This window comes from Vibrio sp. J502 (genome assembly GCF_025397955.1).
GTDB lineage: Bacteria > Pseudomonadota > Gammaproteobacteria > Enterobacterales > Vibrionaceae > Vibrio > Vibrio anguillarum.
This window is the reverse complement of record NZ_CP104555.1, coordinates 981,023-1,005,843: the sequence shown is the minus strand read 5'-3', so window position 1 is coordinate 1,005,843 and position 24,821 is coordinate 981,023. Positions and strand designations below refer to the sequence as shown.

Below are 24,821 nucleotides of genomic sequence, written 5' to 3'. Positions count from 1 at the left end.
AGCAACTTATAAAGCAGCGAGAGCAGGCTCATGCCAAGAGTTACGGCATGGCTTCTTTGATTTTCTCTTAGCCAAGTATTCTTGGTATTGAGGATCAAAAGGCGTAGCGGCACTCCTGATTTTCACATGTCTCTCTATTGGCACCTTAGCTATTTGGAACAGATTGAACTGACAATCCATATTCATGATCTTCTGCCAACCGTGAAATTGCCATTGACCTTGACGGTTGATGAAGTATTTAAGGGCGATCCAAGTTCTAGATTTTGTTGGATGACGCCTTTTAGCCCAGTGCCATAACGTATGGAATAGCTTGTGACCTACAAATCCGAATACCTGTTTTGCAACGCAGTGTCGATAGTAATTCGACCAACCCCTGAGTTTCGGATTTATCAACTTGATTAAATCGTTAACGGGGATGGTTGCGTGCTTTTTGATGAGTTCGCGCAAGTTACTCAAGAGCATCAAAGTGTTGGATTTACTCGGTTTAATGAGCAGTTTTCCTTTGTACTTCCTATGATTAAAACCTAGGAAGTCAAAACCACGGCTGATATGGGTAATGTGCGTTTTCTCTTCGGAGAGTGTTAAGCCTCTTTCTGCTAAGAAATCAGCAATCAACGGTTTAATATCGTTCTCCAGCACTTCCTTTGAAGCACAGGTGACGACGAAATCGTCGGCGTATCCAATAAAGTTGGCTCTAGCACCCTTTTTTAGTGCAGTAGACTTTATGCGTTGCTCAAGCCCTGCAAGAGTCATAAGCATCAAGGTCGGAGATATGACCCCACCTTGTGGTGTTCCCTCGTCAGTGCGATAGAACAACCCTTTGTCTATAAAACCAGACTTTAGCCATTGTTCCAACATACGTTTATCTACGGCAATGTTGTCCATAAGCCATTGATGTCCGATCTTGTCGAAACAGGCTTTGATGTCTCCCTCAAGAACCCATTGAGCTGATTTCTTTAATGCCAGACACTTGAAGCACTGTGCGACTGCATCGGCAGTGCTGCGGTTTGGTCTAAATCCATAGCTGTTAGGGTCGGCAAGTGTTTCTGATACAGGCTCCAGAGCAAGAAGATGAAGCGCTTGCTGCGCTCTATCGGCCATGCAGGGGATACCCAGTGGTCTGAGCTTGCCATTTTTCTTGGGGATGTAGATACGCTTGAGCGGTTTGGCTTGATAAGCTTTTCTGCTCAATTGATTGACTGCTTTCATGCGGCGCGTATCTGTATTCCAGATAACGCCATCAATTCCAGGCGTTTTACTGCCTTTATTTTGAGATACCCGCTTAACAGCAAGAAGTTTTGCTGATCGCGAGTGAGTCAGTATCCACTGCAACGCTTTCGCTTTGCTGTGTTTACCTTCTCGTGTTGCCTTTGCAATACGCATCTGAAGCTTTAAAACATGAGATTCAACGTCTTTCCAATTGGTGGATTGCCATTGAGCACTGTCAGGAGAGGCACTAATCTCTTTTGAAATCATCATTTGCGTTTCTCCTTGAATAAAGTTCTTCAAATTCTCTTGCAACGGAAGACCAGTCGGAAGTCAGCCCACTTTCGTGATCAGATATGAATCTGTATCTGCATCGTTACAATGCAGCCTTCGCTTTTTCCAACCTCCTATACCTGCATCACTATCGGCCACGAAGGCTTTCCCAGAGGGAGTGATACAGGCTTACCGTGTTCCGTATGTCGCGCAAAGTCAGTGTAGATGCCCGCTATAGTGCGGAGAGTTCAACGATCACGAAAGAGCACGGGGCAATCTCTTTCCGACTCTCATGCCTTTTGGCCACAGCGTATTAACCACTTCCGCTGATTCATCATATAACGCACCTTATGCGGATTCACTTATGTTCATCATGCTGACTACCTAGCACTCACCCGATTGTGGTTATCAGGAGGATCGTTCTCTCGCGATTTAGATCCCGACTGGTGCATGACCAGCCTTCGTTACATTGTCAGACTCGCTACTTTATTCAGAGTCCTAGGTTCATCTGGTGATACAGATGGTTCACACATTAAGCGGTGAACAGCGCTTCATACGACCTCACGTCGCACGCCCCATAATGAGTTGAAAGCGCTATCAGAGTAGAGGGAAGCGTTCTAAATTGGTGGTACCAAAACTAATGGGAGTCCCTACCTAACCTCAATGATTTAGCGGGAGCTGTTCATATGTCACCTGAACATTCAATTTATGCTATACAAGCTTTTTATTGTCTCCCTTAACCATACGATTTTAGGATTCTGATTATTGCGCTTATGCCAGATCATCGTAAATGGAATCAGTAGCTTATGCTGATATTCTTGCGAAATTGGAATGGGTAGCGATACCAAGTTAGGGTGCAGTTGTTCACAATATCGCTGACAATACTTGGGTGCCGTGGTTAACATTAGATGGCTGGGCTTCTCTGCTACAAACAGCGCTTGTTCGAAGCTTGCCATTGTTAGGCTAACATTGCGCGTATGTCCCTGCTCAGCCAAAATCTCATCCAACGCCCAGCTGTCGTTCTTCTCCCATGTAACATTGATATGGGCGTAGCTTAAGAAGGTCTCCAAGTTCCATTCCTGCTCAATCGCTGGGTGGTCTTTTCGGATATACACCATAGGCAGGTCGGAAAATAGAACTTCAAAATTGATGAAATATGGCAGCAGTTCTAGCGACTCCTTAGAGCGAGGGTGGCTCTCTCGCCCCGTAAAACCGATATCCACTTCACCGCGCGTAATCGCTTCTAATGAATCGTAATCCCAATTGTGGTACTTCACTTTAGAATCGGGATACGTGTCATGAATTCGTTTAGTCAGCTCATCCACCATAATGAGTGACAATGGCGACTCGACGCCAAGGTGAAACTTCACACCACTCGGCGCATCATCACCTCGTCGTGATGCAATCTGATTACCGATTTGCATCCAGTCTGACAAGCTTTCTTGCATGCTCGTCGCAAGTGTTGTTGGTTTAAGTCCCAGCGGCGTGTTCACAAATAAAGGGTCGTCAAACCAATCACGTAATTTAGCCAGTGACTTACTCACCGATGAGGGTGTTACATTCAGCTTTTTCGCCGTTTTCGTGACACTCTGCTCTTGCAAGAGCAACTGCAGAGTGAGCAATAAATTGAGATCAAGTCGGGCAAGAGATTTCTTCATGGCTTTCACTAACATTATGATATGGAAACAATACTATTAGAGAGAGGCCAATTACGCCACTCGCGACCAAGGCAATGATTAATATCATCACTACCGAGAGGCCTAAAAGCGCCATCAACCAGATAAATATTGCCGAACACGATACCTGAGCAATACCAAGCATGGAGCTTGCTAACCCAGCTTTGCGAGAGAACAAACTGAGTGCTTGACTCATTGCCACACCAAACCCCATTGAAAAGCCCATGCTGATTAAGGCGAATCCAGCCATATAGAGTGTCGAGTTATCGCCATTCAAGTGAGCCGCAAGAATGACGATAACCGACAGCAAAATGGTTACCTGAGCTGAAAACATTAATGTCGTTTGTTTGAAGTAAGAGAGGGCCACAGGCGCTGAAAATGACGTTACCATACCCACCATGGCAAGCAGTGCCATAGCAGTAGAATACTCACCTCTTGTAAGGCCAAGAATATCCATAACAATCATCGGTGAGGTATTCACATAAGAAAGAATCGCAGTCACACCCAAGGATGTGTAAACAACGCGCGAGATAAAGAAACGGTTAAACAGTGACTCATTTGAGCCGTCATTCGCAGTGATACAGTGACGCTCATTTTTAGGTAAGGTTTCCTTCAATACAAAGCAAGCTATCAAACCTATGGCTACCCCCATCAGTGCCATGGCAGTGAACAGCACAGTCCATGGAAACTTAATCATGATCAGATTACCGATAACAGGTGCTAGCACGGGAATCGAACAAGTGATGCCATTAAGCATTGAAAGCACTTTAGCCCGCATTTGGTCATCTAAGGTATCACGCAAAATAGCGAAGGCTACAACGTAGCAACATGCCGCTCCAACGCCTTGGAAGAAACGCATAACTAGGAAGCTATCACTGGTTTCCGCTGAACCCGCCAACGTCGAAGCAAGCGAGAAGATCACTGCCCCACACATGGCGACAGGTTTACGGCCAAAACGGTCAGCAGCTCGTCCTACAAACACCATAGTAGAAGCCATACCCGCAAGATAAACAGAAAAGGCGATATGAAGTTGGGATTCACTTGCAGAAAGATCGTTGGCAATTTGTGGCAAGGCAACCAAATAGAGATCGATGGCAGTGGGATAGAGCAGCACAAAGGCAAAGCTGCATAGCAGATATCGGGATACATTAGCCGCTGGTTTCATGGTGGTCTCGTAAGTGGTTGGGTTTACGAGGATAATATGAGACATCTCTGAACTTGGCGCGTTACCTTTATGACAACAGGTATTTCCATTTACTACATTAGTAAATTAAATGTATCGGTATGTCAGGGATTTACGTTAGTAAGGCCCCCTGTTTTTCATACATGCTTGATTTTTCCTTGAGCTACTACGCCTTTTCTATATATTGGTTCAATAAACAAACATTCATGCTCACCAACCGCGAACATGAATGTTCAGACTTTATATAACCTAGTTGCGCTTACTGTTCTAGTCCTGCCTGCAGAATACGGAATGCCGCTTTCACTCGTTCCTGATTTGGGTAGTTTTTATTGGCAAGAATCACGATACCCGATTCTTTGCTTGGAATGTAGACCACGTAAGCACCAAACCCACTGGTCGAGCCTGTTTTGTTGACCCATACTCCGTTCGTTGGTGGTGTCGGCGGCGTGTTTATCTGGATTGTTTGAGGCTTAATGATTACGTCCGTCGAATTGCCTTCTAAAAGGGCACTGAGCTGACTGGGATACGGGTACATCTCCCACGCCAAACCTTGCATAAAAGTACTGGACTGATAGAAGCCAGTCCTGTTATTGACCAGTGCTTGTTGCATATCGGTTGCGACTACGGCCAACCCCAGATTAGCTTTGATGTACTGTACCATGTCCGAACTGGTGGACTTGACTCCATACGCCTCTGCATCCAGTACGCCCGGATTCACTCTCACGGCTTCGCCGTTCGCGTTATAGCCAAACGCATACTCTTTCATTTTGTTATCCGGCACATGGATGTAGGTATTGGACATACTCAGTGCTGGGAACACATTTTTTTCCATAGCAGACACGTAGTCCTCTTTCAGGCTTAATGCGGCTATATAGCCAAACAAACCGATACTGGGGTTCGAATAGACTCTTTTAGTGTTGCTTGGGTACACTTCGTCCCAATTTCGATAGTACTGAACCATATCCTGATTGTTTTTCACCGTATCTGGAAACTGCAACGGCAACCCGCCTGCGATGTACGTTCCTAACTCTTGCAAGGTTCGTGCACCGATGGTGCTGCCTTTTAGTTCTGGCATGTGTTGCTCCGCAGTATCCGTTAACGACAGTTGCCCCTTCACCTGCGCGTAGCTCGCCAATGTGGCTGCGAATGTTTTACTGACAGAACCCAACTCAAAAATCGTCGCTTCAGACACAGGCTGGTTTTGCGCTGTATCAGCCACACCGTAATTGTAAAAATACGTCTTCCCCTCAACGACAACACCAAACGCCATACCCGGAATATGATAGTTCTGCATCAATGCTTGAGCCTGTTTATCGACCTCGTTTTTTAATTTTTCTCCCACCCCAGCCGCGCGAACGTTAGGCGCAAACAACATAGCCAGAGCTATTGTATTGATGGTTAGTCTTCTTACACACATTGAAGTTAATCTCTCCATTTATAAGTTTTACTTATTGTTTTTAATATATATCACCATAGGACACGCTAATCATAAAAATAGATTTATAAGAGAACAATGTGTTAAAACTAAATCCAGCCATAAGTTTAACTAAGATCTAATCATGAACATCACACATTTACCGCTGAATGCACTGAGGGCATTTCTTATCTCTGCTAAGCATTTAAACTTCACAAAAGCAGCTATCGAGCTCTGTGTCACGCAGGCGGCGATCAGTCAGCAGGTTAAGATGTTGGAGCAGCAATTGGGGGGAGCGCTGTTTTACCGTCTTCCGCGGGGATTAGCGCTGACCGATGAAGGAATGATGTTATTGCCGGTGGTTAAAAATGCGTTTGACAGTATGACCGATACGCTAGAGATGCTTGAACAAGGAATTCACCGAGAAGTGGTCAGTGTTGGTGTTGTGGGCACCTTCGCTCTGAACTGGTTGCTCCCAAGAATTAAAGACTTTAATGAACGTTTTCCTTATATCGATGTCAGAATCTCGACCAACAACAACGTGGCTGATCCCGTGTCCGAAGGGCTGGACTTCTTTATTCGTTATGGCAAAGGCAGATGGCATGCGACCGAAGCAGAGCATTTGTTTCCTGCCCCTTTAACCGTGCTTTGCAATAAAACGATCGGCCATCACTTAGAGAAACCGCAGGACATTCTGGGCTACACTTTGCTCCGTTCATATAATCCTGAGGAGTGGTCGTTGTGGTTTCAACAAGCCCGTATATCGCTACCTAAGTCCAGGCTCAATAGCATTACCTTTGACTCATCCATTTCGATGATTGAAGCAGCAATTCAGGGACTAGGGATTGCATTAGCGCCTCCCGTTATGTTTGAAAAGGCACTCATTGAAGAGAAGCTCATTCAACCCTTCGATATCTTTCTCGACAGCGGATCCTACTGGCTAACAAGACTCCAAAGTCAAACTGAGACCAAAGCGCAGACTCTATTCAAGCAGTGGATCCTGGAGTGTTGCTGATGGTGAACGGGTATTAATTCTGAAACGTCCAGCTGTCAGGCCATCAAAATAGCGGACATCGATGTTAGCCACCTATGGGATCAAACATCCGAGAGTTCACTGCCCGAAGATCACTATCCCACGCTTCAGTTGTGGTATAGCGCGTGACGCAACCGCATGGATTACAGTGCTTAAAGCTAATGCACTTGCCTCCATGTTCGTAACTCCCTAGACCAAACTGCTTGACTTTAGTGAATGAGAATAGTTGGCTATCTCAAATAGAGGTTGTTTGCCATACATCTACGGCTCTTCTCCGCTTTCATGAGTCTGTATGCACAGGCTCATTCATCATAATCACATGATTTATAATGCTTATTTTAAAAATAAGTCAGTAGTCTATTTTGTCGTCTTTGTCTTCCTCGTTATTTAGCTTTAAAGGCCAGTGTGTTGAATCTTGTTCAATAGAAGAAATGTCCCAAGGCGTACTCGTTCGCTGTCGTCGAGATCGTAGGTATAAAGTCAAAGAGCCAATATCAGGGACTTCCTGCACCGTCGATCACTACGTTAAAAGACGTCTTCAAGATTTACCTGTGAGTGGGCGACCTTGTACGATTGAGGTTGAGCTGGCTAAAACTAGAGACAAAGAAGGACGACGGTTGATCGAAGAGACTGAATATGTGGCTAAAGGTGGTCGTTATACCGCTCGCTTTTGCAAGTTCATCAGTGGGTTATGTCGCCATATGAGCATACATGCCGTCTCTCAACATTTAGGAATCCGTTGGGAAACAGTAAAAAATATCGATAGGGAATACTTGCGTTCAAGCTTACCAGCATTAGACCCCGAGAAACTGAATAACTTGGTTCATATTGGCGTCGATGAAGTTGCCAGAGCCAAGAGACACGATTATATGACGGTTGTTTATGACCTCGTCTCTGGGCATTTAATTTGGGTTGAACATGGCCGAAAAGCAGAAGTTCTGATCTCCTTCTTTGAGCAACTATCAGAAGAAACCAAATCAGGAATCAAAGCAGTATCAATGGATATGGGCCAGTCTTACCAGTCGGCGGTCAGGAAAATGCTTCCCAATGCTGATATTGTTTTTGACCGATTTCATGTCATGCAGAACTACTGCATCTTAATCAAAAAAGAGAGAGCAAAAGCTTTTAGAAATGGCTCTCACGACGAAAAAAAAATGTTGAAAGGAACGCTCTTCCTCCTACTGAAAAACGCTCACAAATTGGATGATAGACAGTCTGACAGACTTGATGACTTACTTGAGAGCAACAAGACTTTGTGCGTTGTTTACATGCTCAAAGAGCAGCTACAAGCCATATGGGATGAACCCGATTACGAAACAATGGTGGCAGCTCTAGAAGCTTGGTGTCGTCTTGCCAAATCGACCAGAATACTTTCCTTAATTAATTTTGCCGATGCTTTATTGGAAAGAAAAGTGGGTATTTGTAACTACGGAAAATACAAACTGACTAACGCTCGGGTAGAAGCAGGTAATGTCTCGATTGGCTTACTCAGACGAAGGGCAAGAGGGGTGAGAGATACAGACTATTTCAAATTGAAGATCAGACAAACATCGGTTCCCGATACACACTCAACTTTTTACCCAAATATCAAGCTCACCTAAGCGGAGAAGAGCCCATCTACTAATTTATTGAGAGCTGGTAATTTCTCGTGAATGTGTAGAGCGCATCTAACGCAGTAAGCCTTGTTCCCTATCTTAAAGCCCGAACCCAAGCGTTCGGGCTTTTTCTTTAACACACTGACTGATAAGTAAAAGCAGAGTTTTCTACTCGCTTGAACAGATATGACCTCTAGTTACTTAGTATTAGAAATAGTGTGCTTTAGGTTTTACTCAACTATCTTTAACAGCATAACAATATTCATATAAACGAATGGCTTTAATGATTGTGTTTGGAGAGCGCATTTATGCAGTGGATTAAAGACTTATCGATTACCCAAAAAATGATTTCGCTAATTACGCTAATGCTGTGCCTAATTGTTGGTGTTGCAAGCTTTAGCGCTTTAAAAATGAATCGTATTGCGCTCGAAATTGAAGAAATCGCGGATGAAAGTATTCCTTTAATCCGGTTGACGTCGGATATCACCATCAAACAGTTGGAAAGCTCGATCGTGTTAGAAAAGGCTTTTCGACTGACTAAAATCCCTGTCGAAGGCAACTCACAAGCGCTGAAAGACCTTACTCAGAAGACAGAAAACATCGCAAAAGTGTTGGAGTCTGAATTGACACAAGCGAAGCAAATACTTAGTGATGCAAAGAAGCATCGTCAAGCGAAGGGTGTTGATCAAGAGAGCCAAAACCGATACCAAACATTTGAAGCGTTAGAACGTTCTTATCACCAGTATGAGGTGGCTTTATTTCAATTACTCAAGCGCTTAAATAGTAATGAGCCAGTAGAACAACTTGCGCCGCAAGCACTCGCACTAGAAAATATGCAAAAGTCATTTAATACCGAAATTGAACATTTTCTACGCGATTTAGAGCAAAAAACAGCAACCTCTATTCTCATTACTGAGGATGAAGAACACAGAGCATTGCAGGGCACAATAACATTAGCTGTCGTTTCGATAATTCTTGGCCTTGTTATGGGGACGTTACTCAGCCGTCAAATTGTTCGCTCTGTGCTAAAAGTGAGAAATATAGCGGCTAAAATGGCAAATGGTCATTTTGATCAGCACATTGTGCCAGAGTCAAAAGATGAGATCGGCCAGTTGACGCAAAGTATGAACACCATGGCGGACTCGTTGAGTAAAACCGTTGGTGAGGTGATTCAAAGAGCAAACAGCATTGCAGGGCTGGTGACGGAATTAAATGTGTTGGCAGAGAATAACCGTAAAGCGATGCTTGTACAGCAAGAGAGCACTCAGCAAGTTGCGGCTGCAATGGAGCAAATGGCATCAACGATTACAGAAGTGGCGAGTAATGCTGAAGGTGCCGCGGAGTCGACTACTCGTGCAGATAACAGCGTTAAAGCGGCTTGTGAAACGACAGATGTGACACAAAAAATCTCCCATCAATTGGTGATTAACGCGGCTAACTCACAGAAAATGATCTTAGAGTTACAAGACAGCACACATAAAATTCAGAATTTCGTTTCAGTGGTTGATTCGATTTCAGAGCAAACCAACTTGTTGGCACTCAACGCTGCAATTGAAGCGGCAAGGGCGGGTGAGCAAGGAAGAGGATTTGCGGTTGTGGCTGATGAAGTGCGCGCTTTGGCTTCTCGCAGCCAAGAAGCGACTCATGAAATCAGCAGTTTGATCCAAGTGTTGGTGAATAAAGCTCAAATTGCTGCAAAATCGATAGAAGATAATGACCAGCAGATCAGCGAATCATCAACACTCGTCGATAGTGCAAAAGCTCAGCTCTATTCGATAGCGGGAGCGTTAGACGAACTGATGCAATCTAACTTGCAAGTCGCCTCCGCCAGCGAGCAACAAGCCGTGAGTGCTGAAGAAGTCAGCCAAAATTTGTTAGGTATTCGTGATTCAGGCGACAAAGTATTAGTGAGCACGGAAGAAACCGCTAACGCTAGTAATGATTTATCACAGCAAGCCAATGATTTAAAAGCGTTAATGAGCCAATTTAGTGTGCGTAAATTAGCTTAACGTCAATAGTATTCGGATAGAAGAAAGGGCGACGTTGCTGTTCGCCCTTCTGATATTAATTATCTCTTCAATGTGCTGAGGACTTTGACCTTAGTAAAGGCATGGGTCTTTTTAACGAATATGGTTTTGACGTATGTAGCTTTGATGTAGACGTATATAGCTTTAACGGACGTAGCTGCTTAATCTGGATTGCTTGTTTCTTCGCCCATTGAATATGACAAATCTCCATTGCCAAACCAAACGCCATCGCAAAATAGACGTAGCCTTTATTGATGTGCAGCTCAACACCTTCCGCGATTAACAAACCGCCCAGCATCATTAAAAACAGTAATGCCAGCGTTTTAAAACCCGGATAACGGGTGACTAAGGCGTTAATGCGCGCTGCGGTTAATATCATGATCACCGCAGACGCTAAAATGGCCGCGACCATGATAGGAATATCGTTAGTTAGACCCACCGCAGTGATTACCGAATCCATGGAAAATACCGCGTCAACCGCGACAATTTGCAGTAATACGACCGCAAGGCCAGCACTTACTGTCGTCGTATGTGAATGCTCATCAGGCATTATCCAGTTCCACAACTCTTTTGCTGCTTTGAATAACAGAAAAGCACCGCCGAAGATGAGGATAAAATCTCGTCCAGATAATTCGTTGCTAAACCAAACGACTATCGGTGCAGTTAACGACATCAGCCAACTGATAGAAAAAACCAAACCAATCCGAGCGGTAACCGCTAACAAAATGCCTAAGTTACGCGCAAGCGGCCGCTGCTGAACGGGGAGCCGTTCACATAAGACGGAAATGAACACTACATTATCAACGCCAAGAACCACTTCTAAAGCAAGCAGTGTGGCAAATATTGCCCAAGTTTCGGGTAGTAGGAAGAGTTCTAACATGTGGCCTCCTTAAGTAAGGGGGCACGGTAAAGGGGGGAATCAGTAAATATTGGTCGCCTGAAGGGGTCGTCCATTGTCAATAAAAGCCTCTGTTGCTAGGGAAGCGACAGTAAATCATTGACTGAACCACAAGACAAGAGGGCGATTTGTAACAAAATACATATTCATCTTATCGAACAACGCCCTACGAGCTATTTGTTTGCTCGCAGGCTAATTGTATCTTCAAAATGATGAGTCTTATTTAAATCACGCTTTGCGATAGAACCTTAGTTTGCCGTGTTGATGAGGTGGTGCATAGTTGAACACTGCTCTCCGGGGTAACCAGGCAGAGCCTTAGCGGCTGAGCTACATGCCAGTTGTGCAGCTTGTTCGAGTCGTTCTGGGAGCGTACTCGCATTGACCGGCACCCAATTCATTTGCTCCCCAAGCCAGCTAGCCCAAGCAAACTCAACAAAATAAACCTGTTCATGCTTGCTGTAATAACCGGCATCTTGTAGTTCACCTGCCAAAGAGCGGTAGGGGTAGTCGGGTAGCTTACTTATGTGTACAGGTAATTGATCGGGAGTTAGCGGGGCTCCTTTTTCATCGCGCAGCCATGTCCAGTGGTTGCCTTGCATGTCTTGCCAAAAGCTCTCCTTGTTGTCGAGGTGAGCAAGGATGTGGACGGTCACCTCTTTCACACCTTGCTGCCAAAGCGCCTTGGTTAGATGATGTCGGTCAACCAACCAATATTGGCCATCAGCATCTACGATTACCGGGATCTTTTTCTTTTTCATGTACTTCTTAAGTTGTGCTGGGCTTTTTGTCGCCAGTTTGGCTTGTGTTTTATCAACTTGTTGTTGACCAACCCCGGCCTGAGTGGGGTGTAGCTGATTAATATCTAGGTTGCACCAGTCCCCGATGCCACTGTCTGTCCCGCAAGGAGCGAGTGCCCATGCTTCCTGATTGATGATTGCGGCGGCAAGCAATATCCATCCTTTGCTCAACATACTATTCCTTTTGAATGATGACGGTACCAATGCAATCAAATGCGTTGTTGAGTATTCAATATGTAAAAGTGAAAGTTTAGCCTTCACCGACCCTCTGCCTTGCATTGTAGGAGTTTGAAGCCTAACGGTACAGAAAACATCGATAAGGTATTGGAGAATTTATCAATCGGTATATATTTTAATAAAAATCATAGAGTTACAGTTATGGTGTGAAGTTGTAACTTTGAATGAATTCATTAAAGTTTATCATTTTGAGTGTGTTTCAGAGTAGAGTGATTAGCGAGCCGCCAACACACTTTTGCCCCGTTATGTTCCTCCCCCTTTCAGGGGGAGGTTAGGAGGGGGTGCTGCTAGCAACCAAGAAACACCACTCCCTTTGAAGGGGAGGGAATTAGTTTCGTGAGCGTTGAGAGTATGCTATTTATGATGAGCGATATAGTTTGCTGAAACATGTTATATCCACTACAACCCTCAAAATTCTCTTTATTCGTTTTCATCATAAATCAATACCTTGCGTAGTAAATCAGCAAGTTGATCTTGTTCTTTTTTAGTCAATACATTCAGCATTTTATCCATGTTTTCAACATGATCGTTTAACGCAGTATCAACACACTTAACACCTTTTGAGGTCAAAGTGACTTTGCAGCTTCGCCGGTCGTGTTCGCTATAAATACGCCCTACCAATCCTTTTTTTACTAACTGATCTAAACGCGTACTTACAGCGCCTGAAGAAAGCATGAGTGTCTTATATAACTCTGTTGGTGTAATACCGGAAGGATCGCTTCGACGCATCGTTGCTAAAATATCGAATTCGATGCTGCTTAACCCATGTTCTTTAAACACCTTATCCATTTTACTCTTCCAGACATTACTGGTTCGACGTAAACGTCCAATGACTCCCATAGAAGAACAATCCAGATCGGGTCTGACACTTTTCCACTGAATCAAAATGGAATCGACATTATCCAATGACATTTTATCTCTCCTATAAATATCTTACTAAAAAGATACTTGATCATAAGTTAAATATCCATTACTTTAAAGAAAGTATCTTTTACAAGAGATATTTTTAATTTGAAGGAATCATTATGAAAGGATTACATCAGATAAGGACAATCGGTTTGACCGCTATAGCGCCGATTGTCTGGGGAAGTACTTATATTGTTACCACTGAGTTGTTGCCAGCTGAGTCACCGTTGCTTGCATCAACAATTCGAGCTTTGCCGGCAGGTTTGTTTCTAGTCTTAATTAGCAAGACGTTACCTGATAGCAAGTGGCTGAGCCGTCTTGCGTTACTTGGCTTTTTAAATATTGGCTTGTTTTTCTACTGTCTATTCTTTGCTGCAACTTATCTACCTGGGGGGATGGCGTCGATAGTGATGTCTATCCAGCCTATGTTCGTACTCCTACTAAGCTGGAAGTGGCTAAAATCAGAGCTATCATCGCGTCAAATTTGGGCTAGTGTGGTTGGAATCTCAGGTATTGTCTTGCTGGTCATCAACAGTGCTGTACAGATCAATTTATTAGGAGTTGTTGTTGCTTCTATTGGTACATTAAGTATGGCTTCTGGGGTTGTATTAACAAAAAAATGGGAAAGACCTAGAGAGATAACTTTACTGAGTTTCACCGGTTGGCAACTGCTTTTTGGTGGGTTCATGCTGCTGCCAGTGGCCTTATGGGTTGAAGGGCTTCCTGAACATTTAAGTTTGTCAAATTATATTGGATATCTGTATCTGAGTGTAATAGGCGCAATTTTAGGCTACTCCTTATGGTTTCGAGGAATAGAAAAGCTGCCACCGGTTACCGTTTCTTTTCTCGGTTTTCTCAGTAGCGTATCTGCATGTGTGTTGGGTTATCTCATTCTCGATCAAACCTTAACTTGGCTTCAATTATTAGGGGCAATGTTTGTCCTAGTTGCTATCGCTTTGGCAGCCCCTCGTACAAATTCGTCATCTAATAATTTACTTTTAAAAAGGAACTAATATGAAGATTACAATTGTATCTGGCAGCCAGCGTGCAAACTCGCTTTGGACTAAATATTTTCTGAATAATTTGTTTTCAATAGCCAACTTCAAGAAGATCATTAGGTGAACCTCTCGAGGTCGAAGCTATTTCCTATATTCTTTATAGTTTAAATTATGCGAATTTAGTGGAAATAGTTCGTGTCGGTAACCCCATTTATGTCCGTACGACCTGAAGTCGTATTAAGTGTGGTTCTCCACGATAAGAGGGAATTAGTTTCGTGAGCGTTGGGTGTATGTCATTTATGATAATGGATGAAGTTTGCTAAAACAGTTTTGTCCAGAACCTTCACTGTGGGCACTTCGTAACTCACAATTGTCCAAAAATCGTTTTACAGCCTAACAAAAAGGCGAACTTCTCAGTTCGCCTTTATTGTATCGAGAAAACCCCCAGCTAGGCTGGGGGTTCCGTAAAGCTTACAGCTATAAGTCAGTTATATAACCCCTTTCAATTTGATAAAAACGTCTTGTGGTCTGGCAACTGCAAGAGTTAATTAAGAATTGAAAGGGGGTCCCAATGGGGGACGAAAAGAGCTTAGCGCATACGCGATGGAACTGTAAATATCATGTGGTTTTTGCACCTAAGTATCGAAGACAGGTGTTCTATGGTGAGAAACGAAGGGCAGTAGGCGAGATACTTAGAAAGCTATGTGAATGGAAAAACGTGAATATTATTGAAGCGGAATGCTGCGCAGATCATATTCATATGCTTTTAGAGATACCACCTAAGATGAGTGTTTCATCCCTTGGATTCAAGTACGAAGTGCGACACCTCTGAACATAAAAACAGTAAGGTGCGATAATCATGAAGTTTGCTCCCGCCAAGAAGTAAAAAACATGAAATACACACACCTCACTGAGATTGAAAGGTATATGATTTCTGCGCTCAGAAAGCAAGGGATCAGTACCGCAAAAATAGCTAAACAACTGGGGCGTCACAAAGCCACTATCTATCGAGAAATTGAACGTAATTGTCGTTACAACAAGTTCTTCGATAGATACTCTTATCAACCAGAGCGAGCACAGCAAATGGCGCGCAACCGGCTTAGTCGTTCACGGCGAAATAAACGCTATACCGAACTTGACTTCAGACTACCTGAAGCATTGCTACGACTGGATTGGAGCCCTGACCAAATCGTCGGATACCTAAGAATGAGAGGCTATCCAACAATGAGCCACGAGCTCATTTATCAGCACGTTTGGAACGATAAAACTCTCGGTGGAACGTTATGGAAACACCTACGCCAATCCACCAAGAAAAGGCGTAAAAGGTACAACTCAAAAGACAGTCGAGGACGGCTGGCAAATAAGCGTCATATTGCCGAAAGACCTGCAGACGCTGAGCATCGAAAAGAGCCTGGCCACTGGGAAATTGATACCGTCGTGGGTCGCGGAACCAAGCACTGTATCGTCACTTTAGTCGACAGAATGACTGGCTACACTTTTATCGGTCAAATGGACGATAGAACAAGCGAGTCACTCAACGTAAGAATGAGCAAAATCATGACCCGCTCTGACTTACCTTTTAAAACGATAACATCAGATAACGGCACTGAATTTCATGGTTATGCACAACTAGAAAAACATCATAACTGCCTGTTTTACTTTGCAAATCCATACCATTCATGGGAACGAGGCACTAATGAAAACACCAATGGTTTGATACGACAATACTTACCAAAACGAACCTCCATGTCACACGTGACACAGAAGCTGTGTAATGAAATTGCATATAAATTAAATACACGCCCACGCAAAAGGCTTGGGTATAGAACACCAACGGAGTATATTCATGCGCATCTGTAGAAAGTGTCGCACTTCAAACTTGATACTAAGTCCTTTATGGGGTATTTGAAAGGAAAAAGTAGCCTGATGCTCTATGAGCGATTTGGTGATTTGAAGTTTAAGTACAGGAATCGGGAATTTTGGTGTCGAGGGTATTATGTCGATACGGTAGGAAAAAATACCGGCAAAATACAAAGTTACATAAAGCATCAACTAGAGCAGGGTAAAATGGGAGAGCAATTATCGATCCCGTACTCAGGTAGCCCGTTTACGGGCCGCAGGAATAGTCATATGCAAATGTCAGATCACTACGCGCCAGCTAGGGCGCTGCCAGTAGGAAAGCCTTATAGGCGCATATGAAAAACCACCGGCTATGCCGGTGGATACTTTTTTGAATATTGATAACAAAGTCAGTCACAACCAAAAAGATGATCATAAGTTGTGACGACGAGCTATCAACGTTAGCACCTACTCTTGGTAGTTATCGATACTTGGGCATGAGCAGACAAGGTTACGGTCGCCGTAAACGTTATCGACGCGGCTCACGGTTGGCCAGTATTTTGATGCCTTAGTATGAGCGGATGGGAAGCAAGCCGTTTCACGAGAATATGGGTGAGCCCATGCTTCACTCGCGAGATCCGATTGTGTATGCGGCGCATTCACTAACGGGTTGTCGGCTAATGGCCATTCGCCTGATTGAACTTTCTCCATTTCGGCGCGAATCGCAATCATCGCCTCGCAGAAGCGATCCAATTCGGCTAAGTCTTCCGATTCGGTTGGTTCAATCATCAAGGTGCCAGCAACAGGGAATGACATCGTCGGTGCGTGGAAACCGTAATCCATCAAACGTTTAGCAATGTCTTCTTCGCTGATACCTGTCGCTTCTTTAAGCGGACGAATGTCAATAATGCATTCGTGCGCTACGCGGCCGTTACTACCACGGTAAAGAATAGGGTAGTGTGGGCGCAGTCTTTCCATCACGTAGTTGGCATTTAGAATAGCGACTTGAGTAGCCGTGGTTAAGCCTTCTGCACCCATCATGGCAATATAAGCCCATGAGATAGGTAAAATAGAAGCGCTGCCTAAATCGGCCGCAGATACGGCGTGATCGCTGCCTTCAACTCCTCCTTCAATATGTCCCGGTAGGAAAGGCGCTAGGTGAGATTTTACACCAATCGGCCCCATACCTGGGCCGCCACCGCCATGAGGAATACAGAATGTTTTGTGCAGATTGAGGTGAGAAACATCAGAGCCAATAAAGCCCGGATTGGTTAAACCAACTTGCGCGTTCATGTTGGCGCCATCAAGGTAAACTTGGCCGCCCGCGGCGTGAACCATGTTACACACTTCTTTAACTTGTTCTTCGTAAACGCCGTGCGTTGAAGGATAAGTGATCATGATGCTAGAGAGGTGCTCTTTATGCTTCTCAATTTTGTCTGCGAGGTCTGCGATATCAACGTTACCGTTATTATCACATTTCACGACCACCACCTTCATCGAAACCATTGAAGCGGTTGCAGGGTTGGTGCCGTGTGCTGAGCTCGGAATTAAGCAGACGTTACGGTGCCCTTCACCACGGCTTTTGTGGTAGCGCTGAATCGCCACAAGCCCTGCATATTCGCCAGAAGCACCGGAATTTGGTTGTAGCGAGAAGGCATCATAGCCTGTGATTTCACAGAGCTTTTCTTTTAAATTTTTAGCGAGAGCGGCGTAACCTGCGGCTTGCTCTTTCGGTGCAAATGGGTGGATTGAACCAAATTCTGGCCAAGTGACAGGGATCATCTCGGCTGCGGCGTTCAGTTTCATGGTGCAACTGCCAAGCGGGATCATGCCGTGAGTTAATGAAAAATCTTTATTCTCAAGTTTTTTCAAATAACGCATCATTTGCGTTTCACTGTGATAGGTGTTGAACACAGGATGCGTTAGGAAGCGAGATTGACGACGGCAGTGTTCTGGAATCGCTGCAAATTCGTTGGCGGCAATTTCTGCCGACAGCGCGCTTACCGATTGCTTAATATCGAAAACCGCAAACAGGGTTTCAAGATCAGCGGTGGTGGTGGTTTCATCCAAACTGATGCCTAATTGGTCATCAAATCGGCGTAAGTTGATGTCGGCTTGCTGCGCTTTTGCGTACAGAGCTTGAGTTTGAGCGGCACTCTTTAAGGTAATCGTGTCAAAGAAGCTGTTATGCACCAATTCGTAACCCGCTTGAGTTAAGCCTGCCGCTAGAATTGCTGTCATATGATGAGTACGGCGCGCAATGGTGCGCAACCCTTCTGCGCCATGATAGACAGCATAAAACGAGGCCATATTAGCCAGCAAGGCTTGCGCGGTACAGATGTTCGAGGTCGCTTTTTCGCGGCGAATGTGCTGCTCGCGAGTTTGCATTGCCATGCGCAGTGCTGGGTTACCTTTGGCGTCAATCGACACTCCGATCACGCGGCCGGGCATAGTGCGTTTGTGCGCTTCACGCGTGGCCATAAAGGCGGCGTGTGGGCCGCCGTAACCCATAGGGACACCGAAACGTTGAGCTGAGCCAATCACGACATCCGCGCCCATTTCACCTGCTGGTTTCAGCAAGGTGCTGGCCAGTAAATCCGTGGCAACAGTAACCAAGATTTTATTGGCTTGCGCTTTAGCAATTATATCGCTTAAATCACGCACTTCACCTGTGGTGCTTGGGTATTGCAGCAGCGCGCCAAACACATCTTGTTCAGGCAATGAGTCGAGTGCGCCGATTTGTACCTCAAAACCGATAAATTCAGCGCGAGTTTTTACCACTTCAATGGTTTGTGGATGAACATCGTCCGCCACAAAAAAGACGTTACTTTTGCTTTTCCCTGCGCGTTTACACAGTGTCATTGCTTCGCCAGCGGCGGTTGCTTCATCGAGCAGCGACGCGTTGGCAATATCCATCGCTGTTAAATCCATCACCATTTGTTGGTAGTTAAGCAGCGACTCCAAACGACCTTGAGAGATTTCTGGCTGGTAGGGCGTGTAAGCCGTATACCAACCGGGATTTTCCAGTACGTTACGCAAAATGACGTTCGGCGTGAAGGTGTTGTAGTAACCTTGACCAATGAACGTGCGTTTAATCTGGTTTTGATTGGCAAATACTTTCATCGCGCTGAGCATATCGGCTTCGCTTTTAGGCGCAGCAAGGGACATTGGGCTTTCTAAACGAATTTGCGCAGGAACGGTTTGTTCGATTAACGCGGCTAAGCTTTCGGCGTTAATCGCGTTGAGCATTTTTTGTTGATCGGCTGGGTTGGGTCCGTTGTGGCGTGCAACAAACTCATTTTCAGTACTTAACTGGCTAAGCAGTGGGCTGTGAAGTAATTCAGTCATTTCCTTTACCTTTTCAAAGATCGTGTGCGACCTTAAAAAAAAGCCGCCCATGCTGGGCAGCTTTGATCCGTGATGGGCTAATTAATCTTCTTCGATAGAGTTTTGGTACTCTTCTGCATTTTTTAGATTGTCGAGTTCAGAAGCATCAGACATCTTCACTTTCACAATCCAGCCACCTTCATACGGTTCTTCGTTGATGAGTTCTGGGCTATCTTCTAACTCTTCGTTGATTTCAACGATGACACCTGTAATCGGTGCGTAAATATCTGAAGCGGCTTTGACAGATTCAACTAGAGAAAAACTGTCTCCAGCATCAATTTCTGTATCTACTTCAGGTAGGTCAACAAACACGACGTCACCAAGCATCTCTTGCGCATGCTCAGAAATACCGATGGTCACTGTGCCGTCACCGTTGTCGCGCACCCACTCGTGGCTATCTGCAAACTTCAGTGTATTGTCCATTGCTTTATCTCCAAAAAAGTATCGTATTGATTTGAACTTGTGTTTAATTTAAAAAGGCTATTGGTAGAGTGGGAAGCGTTGGCACAGCGCTTTAACTTGTTTGCGCACACGTTGCTCAACATCACTGTTTCCTTCTGGGCTCACAACAAGGCCATCGAGAACATCGCCAATCCACTCACCGATGAGTTTGAATTCTTCACGACCAAAACCACGGCTGGTTCCAGCTGGCGTACCTAAACGAATACCCGAAGTAATCATAGGCTTCTCGGTATCAAATGGGATGCCATTTTTGTTACATGTGATTCCTGCACGCTCTAATGCTTGTTCGGCGATATTCCCCTTCAGCCCTTTAGGGCGAAGATCAACAAGCATGAGATGAGTGTCAGTCCCGCCAGTCACAATGTCACAACCGCGAGTTTGCAATACTTCGGCGAGAACTTTTGCGTTATCGATCACCGAATCAATATAACGATGAAACTCAGGGCCCAGCGCTTCGCCTAGTGCTACCGCTTTGGCTGCAATTACGTGCATTAACGGGCCACCTTGTAGGCCGGGAAAAACTGCCGAGTTAATTTTTTTGCTGATCTCTTCGCTGTTGGTCAAAACCATACCGCCTCGTGGGCCGCGCAAGGTTTTATGTGTGGTGGTCGTGACAACGTGGGCATGCGGCAATGGGCTTGGGTGAGCACCAGTGGCGACTAATCCGGCAATATGCGCCATATCGACCATTAAGAGCGCGCCCACTTCATCAGCAATGGCTCGGAATTTGGCAAAATCAATCACGCGAGGAATGGCAGAGCCGCCCGCAATGATCATTTTTGGTTGATGCTCTAACGCGAGGCTGCGTACATCATCATAATTGATTTCTAAGGTCGTGCTATCGACACCATATTGGATAGCATTAAACCACTTACCAGAGAGGGCAGGCCGAGCGCCATGAGTGAGGTGGCCTCCGGCATCCAGAGACATACCTAAAATCGTGTCACCCGGTTGCAGTAAAGCCAGCATCACCGCGCCATTAGCTTGTGCGCCTGAATGCGGCTGCACGTTGGCGTATTGACAATGGAATAGGGATTTTGCACGTTCAATCGCAATGGTTTCGACGGTATCAACGTGTTCGCAACCACCGTAATAGCGACGGCCGGGGTAGCCTTCTGCATATTTATTGGTGAGACAAGTACCTTGCGCTTGCATAACGGCTTTTGAAACGATGTTTTCTGAGGCGATCAGCTCAATTTGTTCATTTTGGCGCACGTATTCGGCTTGAATACCCGCAAAGACAGCATCATCAGTGGCAGCAAGGTTGGTTGAGAAAAAGCTCTCAAGGCAGTGGTTGGGGTAACTTTTGTTCACGTTGGCATTCATGGTAGATGACCTTCCAATAATCCGACGGATTGGCTAAACATTCCGTCATTCCTTTTTAGTGGCTGCCTTATCGTTAAGCCGTTAGGCGACAACAAAAAAGCAGAGTGTCAGTTATCCTTAAACTGGATTGCAACCCCAACAACACGGGGTGAAAAGCCACTTAAACCTTGTTAAATCCCTAACCGCAATAAGTGGTAAACTGCATCTCTTTATCTAACAAGTCAGTAACATACTCTTTGGCTTATAAACAATCAATCAAAAATTTCCTATAGGAAACATGGTTTCTTTTTTTGTAAGCAAGAGCACGCTTTATTTACGTGCAGCCTCTTTAACCTTGCGTTGGCTTTATGCCACAATGATGGCCGAAATCAGGAAGATAACAATCGAGGGAAAGCATGTCTGAAGACATTTATGATGAGTACCCATCGTTGACTTTGGCCAAGGAAACTGGTGAACAAACGATCGAACCGCTTAAGCTTGGGCAACGTATTAAAGAGATCCGCTCTAAGCTTGGGATTACGCTAGAAGAGGCGAGCCAGCGGACAGGATTAGCTCGATCTACATTGAGTAAAATCGAAAACGAACAGATTTCTCCAACCTACCAAGCGATGCAAAAACTCGCTCATGGATTGCAGATAGATATGCCTCAACTATTTGAGCCACCAAAGAAAATTGTGGCAACAGGTCGTAGGGATATTTCTCGTATTGGTCAGGGAAAGCCGCATCCCACCCCAACTTACGAGCATGAATTACTCGCCACGCAGCTCTCTAATAAGAAAATGATGCCGTTTAAAAGCCGAGTGCGAGCTCGTGCATTTGAAGAGTACAGTGACTGGATTCGTCACGATGGTGAGGAGTTTTTGTTGATCCTCACGGGTGAAGTTTTGTTCTATAGCGAATTTTATGAACCGGTTCGATTGGCGGAAGGTGATAGCGTTTATTACGACGCTAACATGGGGCACATGCTGGTCTCTGTCAGCGAAGAGGATGCATTGATTTTGTGGGTTACGGCAAAATGAGTGTGAAAACGCGAAGTTTCTTATAGTGACAGCAATCGTTTGCCATTTGTTGGCTTTGCCCTCTGTAGTGTGCTTTTAATCACTTTTAGCTCAGGCGATGGTAAGCATCTCGCGACTTTTAATTGTGATTGGGTTGTTAATTTTGACAATTCATCTTGTTTTGAACTTGTTAATCCGCCCGAACGGGCGCATTCTTGTTCACTATTGGAAACATGGTTTCCTCTTCTTTGGACATAATAGCCAAAATTTGGTGGTGAATTCCCTGCTGGGTCGGCTGAAATGGAGATAAAAATGACTCAAGAACATGCAAATCAAACATTACTCACTACTCCTTTACATGCGCTGCACATCGAAGTTGGAGCGAAAATGGTGCCATTTGCTGGCTATGACATGCCCGTTCAGTACCCATTAGGGGTAAAGAAAGAGCATTTGCATACTCGCGAGGCGGCTGGTTTGTTTGATGTTTCGCATATGGGCCAACTTCGTTTGCATGGAGCCAATGCTGCGCAAGCATTGGAGTCATTGGTTCCGGTCGACATTATTGACTTACCAGCAGGCAAGCAGCGTTACGCCTTTTTCACCAATGCACAAGGTGGCATCATGGATGACTTGATGGTTGCTAACCTTGATGATCATCTGTTTGTTGTGGTTAATGCGGCTTGTAAAGCACAAGATATTGCTCATCTACAAGCACATTTGCCACAAGGTGTTGAGCTCGAAGTCATTGACGATCGCGCGCTGTTAGCGCTGCAAGGGCCAAAAGCCGCTGAAGTGTTAGCTCGCCTGCAACCACAAGTGATGACGATGCACTTTATGGATATTCAGCTAATGGACATCGATGGAGCCCAGTGCATTGTCAGCCGAAGTGGTTATACCGGTGAAGATGGTTATGAAATTTCTGTACCGGCAGAGCAGGCCGAAGCATTGGCGCGTAAACTGACCGCTTATGAAGAAGTGGAATGGATTGGTCTGGGCGCGCGCGATTCACTGCGTTTAGAGTGCGGTTTGTGCCTTTACGGGCATGATCTTGATACCACCACAACGCCAGTTGAAGCGAGCTTGTTATGGGCGATAAGCAAAGTGCGTCGTGCTGAAGGTGAGCGTGCGGGTGGTTTCCCGGGTGCAGACATCATTCTTGGGCAGATCGAAAGCAAAGATGTTGCACGTAAACGTGTAGGTTTAGTGGGGGTAACTAAAGCGCCAGTACGTGAAGGCACTGAGCTATTTGATGCCGATGGCCAGCATATAGGTGTAGTGACCAGTGGTACAGCGGGACCGACGGCTGGCAAGCCCGTGTCTATGGCCTATATCCGAGCTGATTTATCAGCGATAGGCACAGAATTTTTTGCTGATGTGCGCGGAAAAATGCTGCCAATGGTGGTTGAGAAAATGCCGTTTGTGGCTCAGCGTTATTATCGCGGCTAAAGCATCATAAAATGTAATAAAAGCGCATTTAAAGATGTTTCATATCGATAATGGATTAAGTACTATCTGGGTTCAAAGTGATAAGGAATGACATGATGAACAAATGGGTAGTACTTTTATCTTCGCTCGCCGTCTCTGGTAATGTGTTCGCCGTTGATGCTCAGCCCTACATAGTAAACGGTACGGATGCAAGCGTGACGGAGTTTCCTTCTATAGCGAGCTTGTTTTTTGATCAAATTGCTTATAACGGTTCATATGGAAAAGGAAGTTATTGTGGTGCTTCGTTGCTCAATAACCAATATGTATTGACGGCTGCGCACTGCGTTTATGGTAATAGTGCAAATCAGCTTTTTACCTCTGTTGTACCTAAGCTGCAAATTGAAACAGATTTCCCATATAACATATTAGAAAAAGCGCGAGTGGCAGAAATTTATTATCCATCGACCTATAACAGCACTACCTTTTTGGATGATATTGCGATGCTCAAGCTTGAAACGCCTTTGACAATGGTGTCGTCTGCTGACTACTTAACGCGGCCTACCGCCAATTCGGATAGCACTTATCGCTCATCAATAGCAAATTTTATTGCGGTTGGGCATGGTAATACCTCTTCTAACCTCGATACTAAAACGTCTCTACAACAAACCGATTTAACCTATGTGGCTAATAGTTCTTGTATTTATGGTTCTACTGCTGTGCCCGATACTAATTTATGTATGAGCGGTTCGATAAATGCACTTACATCGCTAAAAAATGCAACGTGCCAAGGAGATTCTGGGGGCCCGTTATTTTGGCATAATGGCGGTAACTATATCCAAGTTGGTATAACCAGCTTCGGGCCAAATACCAAGTGTGGAGACCCGCTGGTTACTGCTCCATCGGTATTTACGGAAATCCTTGACTATTCTACTTGGATAGAGAGTGTTCTGCTTGGCTCTGAACCACCAAAATTTGTCGCAACAGAAGCGAAACGCCAAGCTTATTTAAACCCACCTTCTGACAGTGGCGGTTCATTCGGCTGGTGGTCTTTACTGCTGATGTTTATCCCCTTCATTCGTAGACGTTGAACCCTTATTGATCTCGAGCGACCTGTTTAGGTCGCTTTTTTATTGCCTTTTTT

The 24,821-nt window shown here is 44.9% G+C and carries 18 protein-coding genes and 2 pseudogenes; 10 read left to right on the top strand and 10 right to left on the bottom strand.

All coding sequences use genetic code 11. The annotated features are described in order from the left end of the window. Positions 1-6: 6 nt before the first annotated feature. The 4 genes from ltrA to ampC form a co-directional block, all read right to left on the bottom strand. A complete protein-coding gene (gene ltrA, locus N5E84_RS20520) occupies positions 7-1,479 on the bottom strand; it encodes a group II intron reverse transcriptase/maturase (protein ID WP_019282658.1) in 1,473 nt (490 codons plus the stop codon). 701 nt (positions 1,480-2,180) lie between these two features. Continuing rightward, positions 2,181-3,137 carry an HTH-type transcriptional regulator YidZ gene (yidZ, locus tag N5E84_RS20515; protein ID WP_019282657.1) on the bottom strand — a complete coding sequence of 319 codons (957 nt, stop codon included), beginning with the start codon at positions 3,135-3,137 and terminating at the stop codon, positions 2,181-2,183. Then, positions 3,112-4,320: an MFS transporter gene (locus tag N5E84_RS20510; protein WP_019282656.1), complete on the bottom strand. Its 1,209-nt coding sequence runs from the start codon at positions 4,318-4,320 to the stop codon at positions 3,112-3,114. Before N5E84_RS20510 ends, yidZ begins: the two co-directional genes overlap by 26 nt. Positions 4,321-4,597: 277 nt before the next feature. Next, the gene (ampC, locus tag N5E84_RS20505; RefSeq protein WP_029388315.1) at positions 4,598-5,755 is read right to left on the bottom strand and encodes a class C beta-lactamase; all 1,158 of its coding nucleotides are present in this window, start codon (positions 5,753-5,755) and stop codon (positions 4,598-4,600) included. Between the two features lie 142 nt (positions 5,756-5,897). Here ampC and N5E84_RS20500 point away from each other — a divergent pair, with 142 nt between their 5' ends. The 3 genes from N5E84_RS20500 (at position 5,898) to N5E84_RS20490 (ending at position 10,389) form a co-directional block, all read left to right on the top strand. After that, the gene (locus tag N5E84_RS20500; protein ID WP_019282654.1) at positions 5,898-6,767 is read left to right on the top strand and encodes a LysR family transcriptional regulator; all 870 of its coding nucleotides are present in this window, start codon (positions 5,898-5,900) and stop codon (positions 6,765-6,767) included. Between the two features lie 449 nt (positions 6,768-7,216). Then, complete coding sequence (locus N5E84_RS20495) at positions 7,217-8,386, top strand: ISL3-like element ISVa10 family transposase (RefSeq protein ID WP_076611988.1); 1,170 nt, start codon at positions 7,217-7,219, stop codon at positions 8,384-8,386. A gap of 302 nt (positions 8,387-8,688) precedes the next feature. Next, entirely contained in the window at positions 8,689-10,389 is a 1,701-nt protein-coding gene (locus N5E84_RS20490) for a methyl-accepting chemotaxis protein (protein ID WP_019283284.1), read from the top strand. A gap of 67 nt (positions 10,390-10,456) precedes the next feature. On the opposite strand, the gene N5E84_RS20485 is transcribed toward N5E84_RS20490, so the two are convergent. The 3 genes from N5E84_RS20485 to N5E84_RS20475 all read right to left on the bottom strand — a co-directional run bounded on the left by N5E84_RS20485 (position 10,457) and on the right by N5E84_RS20475 (position 13,251). Beyond that, positions 10,457-11,287, bottom strand: coding sequence for a TerC family protein (locus N5E84_RS20485; protein ID WP_069212156.1), 831 nt, complete (start codon positions 11,285-11,287; stop codon positions 10,457-10,459). A gap of 266 nt (positions 11,288-11,553) precedes the next feature. Further along, positions 11,554-12,276, bottom strand: a complete 723-nt coding sequence (locus N5E84_RS20480; RefSeq protein ID WP_019283285.1) for a ParB-like protein — start codon at positions 12,274-12,276, stop codon at positions 11,554-11,556. Between the two features lie 483 nt (positions 12,277-12,759). Next, on the bottom strand, positions 12,760-13,251 hold the full coding sequence (locus tag N5E84_RS20475; protein WP_019283170.1) for a MarR family winged helix-turn-helix transcriptional regulator: 492 nt from the start codon (positions 13,249-13,251) through the stop codon (positions 12,760-12,762). Positions 13,252-13,364: 113 nt separating this feature from the next. Here N5E84_RS20475 and N5E84_RS20470 point away from each other — a divergent pair, with 113 nt between their 5' ends. The 4 genes and pseudogenes from N5E84_RS20470 to N5E84_RS20455 all read left to right on the top strand — a co-directional run. After that, positions 13,365-14,258 carry a DMT family transporter gene (locus N5E84_RS20470; protein ID WP_019283169.1) on the top strand — a complete coding sequence of 298 codons (894 nt, stop codon included), beginning with the start codon at positions 13,365-13,367 and terminating at the stop codon, positions 14,256-14,258. 556 nt (positions 14,259-14,814) lie between these two features. Further along, positions 14,815-15,042 (top strand): annotated as a pseudogene (gene tnpA / locus N5E84_RS20465) (IS200/IS605 family transposase); the annotation flags it as partial. Positions 15,043-15,134: 92 nt separating this feature from the next. Beyond that, on the top strand, positions 15,135-16,103 hold the full coding sequence (locus N5E84_RS20460) for an IS30 family transposase (protein ID WP_095661356.1): 969 nt from the start codon (positions 15,135-15,137) through the stop codon (positions 16,101-16,103). Positions 16,104-16,118: 15 nt separating this feature from the next. After that, a pseudogene (locus tag N5E84_RS20455) lies at positions 16,119-16,364 on the top strand (transposase); the annotation flags it as partial. Between the two features lie 186 nt (positions 16,365-16,550). Here N5E84_RS20455 and gcvP read toward each other — a convergent pair. The 3 genes from gcvP to N5E84_RS20440 all read right to left on the bottom strand — a co-directional run bounded on the left by gcvP (position 16,551) and on the right by N5E84_RS20440 (position 21,257). Further along, on the bottom strand, positions 16,551-19,430 hold the full coding sequence (gene gcvP / locus N5E84_RS20450; RefSeq protein WP_029388267.1) for an aminomethyl-transferring glycine dehydrogenase: 2,880 nt from the start codon (positions 19,428-19,430) through the stop codon (positions 16,551-16,553). 81 nt (positions 19,431-19,511) lie between these two features. Further along, on the bottom strand, positions 19,512-19,892 hold the full coding sequence (gene gcvH / locus N5E84_RS20445; protein WP_013868476.1) for a glycine cleavage system protein GcvH: 381 nt from the start codon (positions 19,890-19,892) through the stop codon (positions 19,512-19,514). Between the two features lie 57 nt (positions 19,893-19,949). Then, the gene (locus tag N5E84_RS20440) at positions 19,950-21,257 is read right to left on the bottom strand and encodes a serine hydroxymethyltransferase (RefSeq protein ID WP_017043957.1); all 1,308 of its coding nucleotides are present in this window, start codon (positions 21,255-21,257) and stop codon (positions 19,950-19,952) included. A gap of 395 nt (positions 21,258-21,652) precedes the next feature. Here N5E84_RS20440 and N5E84_RS20435 point away from each other — a divergent pair, with 395 nt between their 5' ends. The 3 genes from N5E84_RS20435 to N5E84_RS20425 all read left to right on the top strand — a co-directional run bounded on the left by N5E84_RS20435 (position 21,653) and on the right by N5E84_RS20425 (position 24,768). Beyond that, the gene (locus N5E84_RS20435) at positions 21,653-22,276 is read left to right on the top strand and encodes a helix-turn-helix domain-containing protein (protein WP_019282412.1); all 624 of its coding nucleotides are present in this window, start codon (positions 21,653-21,655) and stop codon (positions 22,274-22,276) included. Positions 22,277-22,567: 291 nt separating this feature from the next. Further along, entirely contained in the window at positions 22,568-23,701 is a 1,134-nt protein-coding gene (gene gcvT / locus N5E84_RS20430) for a glycine cleavage system aminomethyltransferase GcvT (RefSeq protein ID WP_029388266.1), read from the top strand. Between the two features lie 77 nt (positions 23,702-23,778). Continuing rightward, positions 23,779-24,768 carry a trypsin-like serine protease gene (locus N5E84_RS20425; protein WP_019282410.1) on the top strand — a complete coding sequence of 330 codons (990 nt, stop codon included), beginning with the start codon at positions 23,779-23,781 and terminating at the stop codon, positions 24,766-24,768. Positions 24,769-24,821: the final 53 nt, after the last annotated feature.

Bases quoted from the DNA above. Each gene is read 5' to 3' on its own strand.
- ltrA (WP_019282658.1), bottom strand. From the start codon at position 1,479: ATGATGATTTCAAAAGAGATTAGTGCCTCTCCTGACAGTGCTCAATGG.
- yidZ (WP_019282657.1), bottom strand. From the start codon at position 3,137: ATGAAGAAATCTCTTGCCCGACTTGATCTCAATTTATTGCTCACTCTG.
- N5E84_RS20510 (WP_019282656.1), bottom strand. From the start codon at position 4,320: ATGAAACCAGCGGCTAATGTATCCCGATATCTGCTATGCAGCTTTGCC.
- ampC (WP_029388315.1), bottom strand. From the start codon at position 5,755: ATGTGTGTAAGAAGACTAACCATCAATACAATAGCTCTGGCTATGTTG.
- N5E84_RS20500 (WP_019282654.1), top strand. From the start codon at position 5,898: ATGAACATCACACATTTACCGCTGAATGCACTGAGGGCATTTCTTATC.
- N5E84_RS20495 (WP_076611988.1), top strand. From the start codon at position 7,217: ATGTCCCAAGGCGTACTCGTTCGCTGTCGTCGAGATCGTAGGTATAAA.
- N5E84_RS20490 (WP_019283284.1), top strand. From the start codon at position 8,689: ATGCAGTGGATTAAAGACTTATCGATTACCCAAAAAATGATTTCGCTA.
- N5E84_RS20485 (WP_069212156.1), bottom strand. From the start codon at position 11,287: ATGTTAGAACTCTTCCTACTACCCGAAACTTGGGCAATATTTGCCACA.
- N5E84_RS20480 (WP_019283285.1), bottom strand. From the start codon at position 12,276: ATGTTGAGCAAAGGATGGATATTGCTTGCCGCCGCAATCATCAATCAG.
- N5E84_RS20475 (WP_019283170.1), bottom strand. From the start codon at position 13,251: ATGTCATTGGATAATGTCGATTCCATTTTGATTCAGTGGAAAAGTGTC.
- N5E84_RS20470 (WP_019283169.1), top strand. From the start codon at position 13,365: ATGAAAGGATTACATCAGATAAGGACAATCGGTTTGACCGCTATAGCG.
- N5E84_RS20460 (WP_095661356.1), top strand. From the start codon at position 15,135: ATGAAATACACACACCTCACTGAGATTGAAAGGTATATGATTTCTGCG.
- gcvP (WP_029388267.1), bottom strand. From the start codon at position 19,430: ATGACTGAATTACTTCACAGCCCACTGCTTAGCCAGTTAAGTACTGAA.
- gcvH (WP_013868476.1), bottom strand. From the start codon at position 19,892: ATGGACAATACACTGAAGTTTGCAGATAGCCACGAGTGGGTGCGCGAC.
- N5E84_RS20440 (WP_017043957.1), bottom strand. From the start codon at position 21,257: ATGAATGCCAACGTGAACAAAAGTTACCCCAACCACTGCCTTGAGAGC.
- N5E84_RS20435 (WP_019282412.1), top strand. From the start codon at position 21,653: ATGTCTGAAGACATTTATGATGAGTACCCATCGTTGACTTTGGCCAAG.
- gcvT (WP_029388266.1), top strand. From the start codon at position 22,568: ATGACTCAAGAACATGCAAATCAAACATTACTCACTACTCCTTTACAT.